We start from the raw sequence: 10,083 nt of genomic DNA, 5'->3' as shown, positions 1-10,083 counted from the left end.
TTGAAAACTGGCGTGGGTTTATCCCCACCGTGGGTTCGAATCCCACCCTCTCCGCGCGAACGAAGTGAGCAAGGCGAGGCATCACATGATGCGAAGCGACAAATGGAAAGCCGCAGGCAATCCCACCCTCTCCGCGTTCCGCCAAGAGAAAGACCCGGCAGGTTGACGAACTCACCGCCACTCGAGTGTCCCGGCTGGCCGGCCGCAGCTCTATTGCTCACCGCCTGCTCAAACGACTCGACAAGGCCAGTTAAAATGGCATCCCGAACATGAATTCAAAATGGCTTTGCAGCCTCTAGCTCGATAATGACTTTATAAGAGAGTCCATGGTTTGCTTGTGCTTATTCCAGTACAAACTGGATCGTCACGTCTCCTGCACCCACGGCAGCGGAAAGTCCTTCGGGATTGTCGATACGTCCCAATTTCGTGTAGCTGTAAGAAGTCGGGAAGGTCTTGTAGAAAAGCACCAGGCTTTTCGAATTCCAGAGCATCAGGTCACCATCATGGATGGTTCCCGGGTTCTTATCGTTCGACGGCAAGCGCGATGAAAGATGGGAGACTTTTTCGTTTTGATTCAGATCACTCATTTCCAGACTCAGAGGAAGCATCGCCTTAAAGGCGGATACCGTGGGATTGTCCGCGAGCGTTGCTGCAAAAGTCTTTGCGCCGATACTGATCTTGATCCGGTTTTCCATCGTGGGATTTTCTCTTTTTGTTTCCTCGCTTGCTGCGTTTTTTTCGCCTGCCAACGGCGTATTACCCTTGCAGGATGAAGGCACTCCTACGAGCAGGAGCAGACCTGAGAGAATTGCGGTTGCTGATTTTTTCATGAGATGGCTTTGAAGAATTTCGCGGGAATGCCGCCCACGACTGTGTTTCCGGGAACGTCTTTCGTCACCACCGCACCGGCTGCGACAACGGCGTTTTCCCCGATGGTCACACCCTGCATGATAGTTGCATTGGCACCGATCCAAGCGTTTCGTTGGATATGGATGGGCGCTAAGGTAAGTGAATGTCTTTTTTCGGGAGAGAGGGGATGTCCTTCCGTGAGCAGGCTGACTTTAGGGGCGATGAAAACGCCGTCGTCGATGGTGATTCCTCCGAAACCCAGGAAGACGCAGTCGAAGTTAATGAAGACGTTTTTCCCGATCTTTGTATGTTTCCCGTAATTGATGTGAAATGGCGGAAAGATCGCGCTGCTCGGGTCGATTTCCGTGCCCGTGATCTGGCTCAACAGAACACGTATTTGCTCAGGATCGGCGGACTGGTTCAATTGTAAGAGCAATTTCCTTGTATCGAACGAGGCATCTCGAAGTTTGTGAAACTCGGGATCATCGAAATGAATTGTCTCGCCGTTCCGAAGCCGTGCGAAAATTTCGGACATGGGTTTCATGCGCTTAGCTTGCGATCCGATACGGGTGATTTTCATAGATGCCCTCTTTGGTTGTTTTGAGCGGAAAGGAGCGGTGTGAGCTCCATCATGGATGCCAATGCAATCCCGCTTGTGCTGATGAAATTTCGGCGGGCGATCATTTTAAATGAGTGGTGAAATAGCTGCTGAGTTTGTCGAAGGGAATCAGGTTCTTCTCGTTGTCGTAGAGATCGACATGACTGGCCTCTGGGATAATCAGCAGCTCCTTCGGTTCCGCCGCAGCCGCGTATGCGGTTTCGCTGAAGTAACGCGAATGGGCTTTTTCCCCATGGATGAAGAGGATCGGGCGAGGCGAGATTTCCTTGATGTAGGTTAGGAGAGGCATGTTCATGAAGGACAGCGGCGTGGTCTGCGTCCAAGCGTTGCCAGAGTTGACCGCGCGCTTATGATAGCCTCGCGGCGTCATGTAGTAGTCGGCGTAGTCCACCATGAATTGCGGTTCGCCACCCTTCAGCTTATTGTAGGGCGGCTGGTAGGCCGGTGTTTCGTTTTCGGCATCCTTCCAACGCTGCTGACTCAATTGCTCCAGCGTCTTCGTGCGTTCTTCCTTCGTGACGCTATCGTTGTAGCCTTTTGACATCAACCGGGTCATGTCATACATGGTGCTGGTCACGACGGCTTTGATGCGCTTGTCCACGGCGGTGGCGTTCAGAGCCATGCCGCCCCAGCCGCAAATACCGATGATGCCAATTCGTTCACGATCCACGGAAGATTGCAGCCCGAGAAAATCCACCGCCGCGCTGAAGTCCTCGGTGTTGATATCCGGCGAGGCAACATTGCGCGGCTCACCACCGCTTTCTCCGGTGTAGGAAGGATCGAAAGCCAAGGTGACGAATCCGCGCTGCGCCATCGTTTGCGCATACAGGCCCGACGATTGCTCTTTCACCGCGCCAAACGGGCCGCCGACGGCGATCCCCGCCAGACGCTTGTCGTCACGATCCTTCGGTTGATATAGATCTGCGGCCAGAGTGATGCCATAGCGATTCTTGAAAGAGACCTTCCGATGATCGACCTTTTCGCTTTTGGGGAAAGTCTTGTCCCACTCGTCATTGGACTGCGCTAGGACTGAGCCCATGGTCGCCGAACCCAGGCTCAGGACGGCGATCACAGTGCGGGTCTTTTTCAGATTGCCGTAGCCTCGTGCGACAGGCTTTTCCCGATGGGCGATTGCGCTGTTTGTGTCATGGTGCTTTTTCAAAGTGAATTTCATCATGGGATCACCATACCCCCCTCAGCATAACGGTGCTCGCGTGATCCTGCTCACCCTGTCGCGATTCTGCTAAAATCGTCCGTGGGCTCCTTGCCCATTGTTCTCTCACGATACTCGTGAGGACTCAGCCCTGTTTCTTTGCGGAAAACATGAGCGAAATGGCTCGGGCTGGTGTAGCCGATATCCATCCCGACCTCAATGATGGGCTTCATTGTCCCTCGTAGAAGCTCCTGAGCCTTCGACACTCGCAGGCGGATGAAATACTGCGAAGGTGGGAAGCCCGTGTTCCCCTTGAAGAGTCGGGAAAAGTGCGCCTCGCTCATCTGGATCGCCGCCGCCAGCTTTCCAACGTTGACCCCTTCATCGAGGGAGGCGTCCATCAACTTCAAAACCCGGTGCAGTTGAAACGCGGGAAGCGCGCTGGAACGATGCGGGCGCGGGTTTTCATCATCGCGATAAGTGCGGATTAGGTGCGTCGCCAGACTCTGGGCGATGCCTTGCACAAAGGACGAGCTGGCCGTTTTTTGCTCAGAAAGCTCCCGGCGCAGCATCTCCAGAAATGAAAGGATGGTGGCATCCCGGATGGCACTGAACTCTTTCAGCCGGGGAATCCTGGCACTCGGTCCAGCAAGTTCCTTCGCGGCCCGAGCCAAAAAATGAAGGCCGATTGTCACATGCATTACAACGCTCGGGTCTTTGGTGATGGCTTTCCATTTCAATTCATACGGCTCTGCCGAGGTGGTCAGGAACAGGTCTCCCGGCACGACCTCATGAGTATTCCATTCCCCTCCCAAATCCCTGTCCGAGCATAGTAGATGACCGGAAATCTGCCAAATCAACTGTGGTTCCGCTACCGCCGGGATGAGCAATGTCTGTTCAACAGGATTCCTGTGGTGAATCTCCACAAGGATGTTCTGCCACGCAGGCCCCTCTCCCAGATAAATCATATTGCCGGGGAAGTATTTGCGGTGCTCCTCAGCGGAGGTGCGGGGCGGCATTTCCATCGCATTATAAATAGCGAGGTCTGTCCCTTCCAGCAACCGACAACCAACATGCAACGCCACACATACCAGTCACCCCTCCTTTCGCACATGTGGGCACGGGGCGAGGCAAGGAGGCGCTCGTGGGCTTTTGGGAGCGGCTGCGGCACAACCGTGCACACATCGAGGCGGTGGCCTGTGACATGAGCGGTGCGTATTGGAGCGCCATCAACGAGCACCTGCCCGAGGCCGCGCTGGTGTCTGACCACTTCCACATCATCAAGCTCGCCAACAAGAAGATCGACGAAATCCGCCGCGGCTTGCAGCGCACGCTGGAGCTCGACGGGCAGAAGTTCAACAAAGGCACGCGCTACCTGCTGCTCTACGGCAAGGAGAACCCGCCGGCCGACAAGCGCCCGAAACTGGAGGCTGCCCTCGCCTACAACGAGCCGCTCTCACCGTCGGTTTTGGCGACATCACACCCGCTTCCGCCATCGCCCGCTAGCACATGATCGTGGAGGCCATCTTCGGTGCCTTCTGCCTCACCATCGTCATCTCACGCCTCGTCTCGCTGTAGCGGCGCGATGAAGACGGCACCCAAGAAACAAATAGGTACCGCATGATTGTAAGTGTATCCAACCCTAGTCACCAGGCGTTCCAAATTTCCCACTTCCAGTCCGCTCCGCCTGCCCAAACCTCTACCCCCACCCCCCAGCAATCAGGTCCTTGCATGAAAATTCTCCGGAAACTGCGATCAATATTCTCAAATCCCATTCCGGCAAACTTGCTCCTGCTGTTGGTGATCTATACCGGGGTTCGCCTTGTTTTTTTCGCTTTCCAGCATTCCGAATATGCCGGGCACTCCGTCGGCACCGTGGTCTCGGCCTTTTCGTTGGGTGTCCGATTCGATCTGGCGACCATCGCCTTTACGAACATCCCGTTTATATTTCTTTCGCTTTTGCCAGCGTCAGTCGTGGGCAGGAAAATGTTTCAGCGCTTTCTCAAGGGAACCTTCCTCTTCTGCAACTCAATCATTCTGGGGGTCATGATCGCAGATCTTCAATACTATCAGTTCACTGGATCACGGATCACGGTCGATGTGTTTCTGCTGAAATCTGAAGCCCTTGCTCAAAGCTCCCAGTTGATTTTTCATTACTGGTATTTGCTTGTGTTTTTCGCGCTGGTTATTTTTATCTTGAATCGCTTTTACAGCAAACCCGCCTTCCCGATGAACCAGCAGCCGTCGTTGCTGAACTCCGCCCTGTTCAGGGCGGCGCTGGTTTTGCTGACGATCACCGCCGCCCGTGGTGGATTGCAGCTTAAGCCGCTCAAACCCCTGTATGCGTTCAGCAGCGGCGATCAGGAACTCGGGATTCTGTCGCTCAATTCCGGTTTCACGTTGATTCGCAGCAAGCTCGACAACGGCTTGAAGTCCGTTCATGATTTTGCGAGCGATGAGGTGGCGGAAGACATCCTGACGCAGAAGAAACTCCCGCCCATGGCCGGTCCGAATAAACAAAATGTGGTCATCATTATTTTGGAAAGCTTCGCGACCGAATTCGTGGGGGCCGCCAACGGTGGGGTGGGCCATACGCCCTTCTTCGATAGCTTGGCGGCGAAGGGTCTCCTCTTCAAAAACAACTTCGCCAACGGACGTCGGTCCATTGAGGGGCTGCCCAGCGTTTTGTTCGGTGTCCCGTCCATGATGCCTACGCCGATCTCGCAATCCAATTTTCAAACGAATCGCTGGGAGGGATTGGGGCGCGTCCTCGGCACGAATGGATATCGCACCAGTTTCTTTCACGGAGCCAAGTCCGGCACCATGTATTTTGACGCCATTTCGCGCAGCGCCGGGATGAACGACTACTACACCCTCGAAAGCTACCCCGATGCGAAACGAGATTTCGACGGGTCATGGGGAATTTTCGACGAACCTTTCTTGTTGTTCATGGCCAGCAAATTGAAGGAACAACCCGCTCCTTTTTTCTCGGTGGTTTTCACGCTGTCGAGCCACCAACCCTACCGCGTTCCCGACCAATACACGGACCGGTTTCCTCCCGGGAAGATGAGTATTCATCGGTCGATTCAGTATGTCGATTATTCGCTCAGGAAGTTCTTCGAAGCGGCGGAGAATACGGACTGGTATAGAAACACGCTCTTCATCTTCACTGGTGACCATACCCAGGAGTCGAAATCGATCAATTATGACACAACGCTTGGTCGCTACATGGTGCCCTTGTTGTTCTTTCACCCGGAAAGAAGCTTTCCGAGCGTGGATCGAAATCGCGTTACCCAGCACGCCGACATATTCCCGTCGGTGCTTCACTTTTTGGGGGTCAGCATCGATCGACGTCCGCTCTTCGGCCGGTCAGTCTTCGGCGACGACGAGGGTGAGGCCGTGATTTCCTCCAACTCGATGGACTGGATCGTGTCCAACCAAGGGGTCATCCAGCGGGATTCACAGGACCGGTTTATCTACAGTTCCTATGAAGGGAAAGACACCACCTTCCATCATGATCTGGCACCAACTCCAAAAAGCGAGGTTCTGACGAGAAGACTCATGGCCTACCGGCAGCACTTCAACAATGGCCTGCTGAAGAATACCTTTTACAGGACCCTGCAGAGTCGGATCAGTGGCGGGGGATCATCCGCCTCACTGCCGTAAAAGCGTCTGTCGAATCGCCATGTTGAACGTGAACCTGTTCTTTCTGAATGGGACGGTGAAGTGCGGCGGCTATTTTTATCCGCTCATCCCCCTCTCACTGGCTTCACTTGCGGCGCTGCAACTGCTTCGTCGGTGCGCTCGCGCTGGAGAAAGTGGATACCGCGATCTTTGCCGTGCTGCTGATGAGCGCCTGTGCAGCACCCCCGTCAAAATCCCCCTTGGCCTAAAACGAAGGCGTCACATCGCAGCCTCTTCTCTCGTCGTAGGTAGGAGAAAACCACTTTCCCCCAGTAAAGCAGGGGTGCCGCTGGCCGGACTCGAACCGGCAAGGGAGTTACCTCCCAGCAGATTTTAAGTCTGCTGTGTTTACCATTTCACCACAGCGGCGTGGGGAATGCCTGCGCCGCGAGTGTAGCGGCAAAACAGTGGGCCTCAATAGCTGAAAATCTCGTCATCCTTGAAAAAGCGCTTCAGTTCGACGGCGGCGGCTTCAGGGGAATCAGAGGCGTGGACGACGTTCGTCATCTTGTCCGAGCCGAAGTCACCACGGATGGTGCCCTTAGGCGCGACCTTGGAATCCGTCGGGCCCAAAAGGTCACGCACATGGGAGATGATGTTCTCCCCGCAGATCGCCACAGCGATGACCGGCTTGCTCTTCATGAAGCTTGCCACATCCGGGAAGAAAGGCTTGTCCGCGATGTGCGAGTAATGCTCCTTGAGCAGCTCATCGGTCAGCTGGATCATCTTGCAGCCACGAATGCGGAAACCTTCGTCTTCGAGACGCTTGAGGACTTCGCCATTGATGCCGCGTGCGACGCAGTCAGGTTTGAGCAGGATGAGAGTGGTTTCTGGAGCCATGAGGGAAGTAAGGGGAAAAAAGGGTTCGAACAGTGCCGTCCGCCGCTGCATCCGTCAAGGCTGGGAATGTTTTGCCAGATGGAAACGCGGCGCTACGCTCTGCACCGCTCCACTCCTCCCCGTGTCATGCCCGCACGCACCTACGCTTTCTTTGATCTCGATCACACGCTGCTGCCCTTCGACACGCAAGCGCTCTTCTGCAACTTCGTGCTCCACCGCGAACCTTGGCGCGTGCTGCTGCACGGACTCTTCGTACCAGTCGCGCTAGCTCGTGCCTGCCGCCTCGTCAGCACCGCCACCGCCAAACGCGCCTTCTTAAGCTACCTGCGCGGCATGCCCCGAGAGCGCCTCGCCAGGTACGCCCGCGAATTCGCCGAAGTCTGCGTGCCGAAGTGGGCCTACCCTTCCCTGCGCGCCGAGATCCTCCGCCACAAGCACCAGCACCGCGTCCTAGTGCTGAACACCGCCAGCCCCGACTTCTACGCGCATGAGATCGCCCACGCCCTCGGGTTTGACCACTGCATCGCCACTCGGTTTGAGGTCGGCGCCAAATTTCCAGGCATGCCCAGGCTCGTGACTGGCAACAACAAGCACGCAGCCAAGATCGCCGCAATGGAGGAAGTCGTTCCCGGCCTCACCGAACTCGGCGACAAAGAACGCTCCCACAGCTGGAGCTATTCCGACAGTGCCGCCGACCTCCCCCTCCTCGAATACGCCGGCTACGCCGTCCTCGTCCACCCCTCCCGCAGCCTCGCCGCCATTGGCCGTCAGCGCGGCTGGGCCATCCTCCACCCCGAGCGCCCCTACGACAACAAGCTCGGAGACATGCTCCGCGTCGTCCTGCAAATGTTCGGCTTGCATCCAGAGTGAAGCACGCCCTTGCTCAACTCGCAGATGGACTTATGATCGCCCTGGTTTAGCGAGGCACCCGTAGCTCAGTGGATAGAGCAGCCGATTTCTAATCGGCTGGTCGCAGGTTCGATCCCTGCCGGGTGCGCTATTGATTGCCAGTGATTTATGGCGATTTTTCCAAGGTTGAAAAAATCACCACTGCCATTCCACTGCCATTTATGAAGCTCACCCCCTTCATGTGGCACAAGGTGTCCCCAAGGTTTCCTTGAGCTTTTCGGCCTCGATTGGAGGCGCTGGCGGGCCGTTCAAGTATCAGGTTAGCATCAGGTTTTCAGCCGGTCATTGCCTGACAACGGTAATGCGCGGCCCTGCACTCCAGATTCCAAATTCGCGGAGTCGGCTCCAAATGCCGCTGGCGGTGTCGGGCATGCGTTCGGCTTGCGGGACTTCCTGCCTGACTTTGGAATAGAACCACGCACGGGCGGCTTTGACATCGGGGCGGCGTAACAGTCGGCTCATGCTGGCGGCGGCTGCGCGGCGGCTCCTAGCGGCTGGGAAGGCCCGCAGATAGGCATCCGTGTAGGGCTGGATGCAAAAGATGGTGCTGCATCCGCCCCTAATGGCCGAATAGACGGAATGAAACGCGAAATTCCAATGCCTCCCACTGATTTCCTTCTCGATCTCGCGACGAAAAGGCGGGAGTTTCGCGGCCTCAGGTTTGCTAACACTTCTGACGACGCGGGAAGGGCGGCCCGTTCGTGGTTTGCGTGTCTCGATCTCCACCCATCCCAGCGCGGCGGCTTGCTCGATCTCCCAATCCCACACGCTGAACGTGCGGGCGAAATCCCGCACGGGCAGTTCGCCGCCCTTCCGCGCAAGAATGCGCTGGATGCGTTCAAGGCGTTCGCGGCAGAGGATGAGAGGGAGCATCATTGCTCATACATCATTTCACGCCCGCTATCACCGCGTCAATCTGCGACAGCAAGACATGACCACCAAGGAAGCGGCGGGGATCGACTGGCGGATGATTTAGTCAGAGCCAAATTTGCCGTCCGAAATTTCTTGATCCCATTTTTCATATCGGAGCTTCATGTCTTTCAACTGTTGAATATGCGACAGCTCTTTGGTTTTTATGTGATTGCTCAAATGCAGGCGCACCATAGCCTTGATTTGTGCAGCATGATCATAAAAATAGATCACATAAAAAAGTGCCAAACTGTGATCTTTTAATTTATCTGCCAACACCTTGTCGTTACGACGTAAGGCCTCTACCTGTTCATGGTCTCTTCTTGTGGCGGACTCGACAATTTTAGCGAACGCTTCTGGGGATGAATTCCTGGCTTTCTCCATCCAGAATGATGCAACAAAATCAGCATATTTAGGCTCAGCTTCTTTCAATTTGGAGAATTCGTAAGCTGCTTTTTTATCACCAGTAGCCATGCGGCACATCTCATCATAGTGCCATGTAAAGGACATGAGGTTGCCATCATCGCCACGAAGATTCAAAGTGAGGAGAGAAGCAAAAAAGATAACCCATTTCATCCCGCACCCTACCCACGATTCCGGCAGGTCAATGCACAAATGCACACTCTCTGCCGCATCCGTCCTTGGCAAATCATGGAGACTGGCGGTTTGAGTTCGATGCGACTACGCAGAGAAAAACACCCGCCACGCCGTCCATGATCCACCATAGCTCGCGCCCCAGGTGGACCTTGAAGATCGGGTTGAACAGCACCGCCAGCGCCACACAGCCCCAGGCCATCCGCTCCGCCTTGCGCTGGCTCAACTGCACCGCGCCATAGATCGACACCGCGCACACACACAGCCGCAGAAACATGAAGTAGCCGTAGGGCATCCCTGTCACCATGGCGATGCCGCAGAGAGCGGCAACGATGTAGAAGGCGGCGCGGTTCATTGATAATTATTTAAAGCCCAACAGCCTTGATAATATGGATTTCACCAACTGCCATACGGTTCGATTGTCTTCATTTGATTTCAGTCTCCCATCCTCCAGATGAATTTCAAGAAGGCAACTGACCGCATAAAAAGCGCCCGATAGATAGAGGATGAGCGCTTCACATTTATT

General features: G+C 55.2%; 11 protein-coding genes and 2 tRNA genes. 4 read left to right on the top strand and 9 right to left on the bottom strand.

The window, feature by feature from the left end; genetic code table 11:
- Window positions 1-341: 341 nt before the first annotated feature.
- The 4 genes from PSV43_RS25895 to PSV43_RS25880 form a co-directional block, all read right to left on the bottom strand.
- A complete protein-coding gene (locus tag PSV43_RS25895) occupies window positions 342-830 on the bottom strand; it encodes a cyclophilin-like fold protein (protein WP_300204680.1) in 489 nt (162 codons plus the stop codon).
- A complete protein-coding gene (locus PSV43_RS25890) occupies window positions 827-1,429 on the bottom strand; it encodes a DapH/DapD/GlmU-related protein (RefSeq protein WP_300204676.1) in 603 nt (200 codons plus the stop codon). The genes PSV43_RS25895 and PSV43_RS25890 overlap by 4 nt, the downstream gene beginning before the upstream one ends.
- Window positions 1,430-1,529: 100 nt before the next feature.
- Entirely contained in the window at window positions 1,530-2,507 is a 978-nt protein-coding gene (locus tag PSV43_RS25885; RefSeq protein ID WP_345784696.1) for an alpha/beta hydrolase, read from the bottom strand.
- A 185-nt stretch (window positions 2,508-2,692) separates the two neighbouring features.
- Complete coding sequence (locus PSV43_RS25880; RefSeq protein ID WP_300204671.1) at window positions 2,693-3,640, bottom strand: AraC family transcriptional regulator; 948 nt, start codon at window positions 3,638-3,640, stop codon at window positions 2,693-2,695.
- 95 nt (window positions 3,641-3,735) lie between these two features.
- Here PSV43_RS25880 and PSV43_RS25875 point away from each other — a divergent pair, with 95 nt between their 5' ends.
- Window positions 3,736-4,134: a transposase gene (locus PSV43_RS25875; RefSeq protein ID WP_300204669.1), complete on the top strand. Its 399-nt coding sequence runs from the start codon at window positions 3,736-3,738 to the stop codon at window positions 4,132-4,134.
- A gap of 218 nt (window positions 4,135-4,352) precedes the next feature.
- Window positions 4,353-6,287: an alkaline phosphatase family protein gene (locus tag PSV43_RS25870; RefSeq protein WP_300204666.1), complete on the top strand. Its 1,935-nt coding sequence runs from the start codon at window positions 4,353-4,355 to the stop codon at window positions 6,285-6,287.
- Window positions 6,288-6,589: 302 nt separating this feature from the next.
- Here PSV43_RS25870 and PSV43_RS25865 read toward each other — a convergent pair.
- Window positions 6,590-6,674 (bottom strand) — tRNA-Leu (locus tag PSV43_RS25865).
- 45 nt (window positions 6,675-6,719) lie between these two features.
- Window positions 6,720-7,145, bottom strand: coding sequence for a nucleoside-diphosphate kinase (gene ndk / locus PSV43_RS25860; RefSeq protein ID WP_300204663.1), 426 nt, complete (start codon window positions 7,143-7,145; stop codon window positions 6,720-6,722).
- Between the two features lie 126 nt (window positions 7,146-7,271).
- Between ndk and PSV43_RS25855 the strand changes: the two genes are divergently transcribed.
- Entirely contained in the window at window positions 7,272-8,015 is a 744-nt protein-coding gene (locus PSV43_RS25855) for an HAD-IB family phosphatase (RefSeq protein WP_300204660.1), read from the top strand.
- A 54-nt stretch (window positions 8,016-8,069) separates the two neighbouring features.
- Window positions 8,070-8,142 (top strand) — tRNA-Arg (locus tag PSV43_RS25850).
- Between the two features lie 194 nt (window positions 8,143-8,336).
- Here PSV43_RS25850 and PSV43_RS25845 read toward each other — a convergent pair.
- The 3 genes from PSV43_RS25845 to PSV43_RS25835 form a co-directional block, all read right to left on the bottom strand.
- Window positions 8,337-8,930 carry a hypothetical protein gene (locus tag PSV43_RS25845; RefSeq protein WP_300204657.1) on the bottom strand — a complete coding sequence of 198 codons (594 nt, stop codon included), beginning with the start codon at window positions 8,928-8,930 and terminating at the stop codon, window positions 8,337-8,339.
- Between the two features lie 96 nt (window positions 8,931-9,026).
- Window positions 9,027-9,539: a hypothetical protein gene (locus tag PSV43_RS25840; protein WP_300204655.1), complete on the bottom strand. Its 513-nt coding sequence runs from the start codon at window positions 9,537-9,539 to the stop codon at window positions 9,027-9,029.
- Window positions 9,540-9,612: 73 nt separating this feature from the next.
- Window positions 9,613-9,912 carry a DUF6804 family protein gene (locus PSV43_RS25835; RefSeq protein WP_300204652.1) on the bottom strand — a complete coding sequence of 100 codons (300 nt, stop codon included), beginning with the start codon at window positions 9,910-9,912 and terminating at the stop codon, window positions 9,613-9,615.
- Window positions 9,913-10,083: the final 171 nt, after the last annotated feature.

Source organism: Prosthecobacter sp. (genome assembly GCF_029946185.1).
Classification (GTDB): Bacteria; Verrucomicrobiota; Verrucomicrobiia; order Verrucomicrobiales; family Verrucomicrobiaceae; genus Prosthecobacter.
Note: the sequence above shows the minus strand (reverse complement) of the source record. Positions and strands in the feature narration are given on the sequence as shown.

Bases quoted from the DNA above. Each gene is read 5' to 3' on its own strand.
- PSV43_RS25895 (WP_300204680.1), bottom strand. From the start codon at position 830: ATGAAAAAATCAGCAACCGCAATTCTCTCAGGTCTGCTCCTGCTCGTA.
- PSV43_RS25890 (WP_300204676.1), bottom strand. From the start codon at position 1,429: ATGAAAATCACCCGTATCGGATCGCAAGCTAAGCGCATGAAACCCATG.
- PSV43_RS25885 (WP_345784696.1), bottom strand. From the start codon at position 2,507: ATGGGCTCAGTCCTAGCGCAGTCCAATGACGAGTGGGACAAGACTTTC.
- PSV43_RS25880 (WP_300204671.1), bottom strand. From the start codon at position 3,640: ATGCCGCCCCGCACCTCCGCTGAGGAGCACCGCAAATACTTCCCCGGC.
- PSV43_RS25870 (WP_300204666.1), top strand. From the start codon at position 4,353: ATGAAAATTCTCCGGAAACTGCGATCAATATTCTCAAATCCCATTCCG.
- ndk (WP_300204663.1), bottom strand. From the start codon at position 7,145: ATGGCTCCAGAAACCACTCTCATCCTGCTCAAACCTGACTGCGTCGCA.
- PSV43_RS25855 (WP_300204660.1), top strand. From the start codon at position 7,272: ATGCCCGCACGCACCTACGCTTTCTTTGATCTCGATCACACGCTGCTG.
- PSV43_RS25845 (WP_300204657.1), bottom strand. From the start codon at position 8,930: ATGATGCTCCCTCTCATCCTCTGCCGCGAACGCCTTGAACGCATCCAG.
- PSV43_RS25840 (WP_300204655.1), bottom strand. From the start codon at position 9,539: ATGAAATGGGTTATCTTTTTTGCTTCTCTCCTCACTTTGAATCTTCGT.
- PSV43_RS25835 (WP_300204652.1), bottom strand. From the start codon at position 9,912: ATGAACCGCGCCGCCTTCTACATCGTTGCCGCTCTCTGCGGCATCGCC.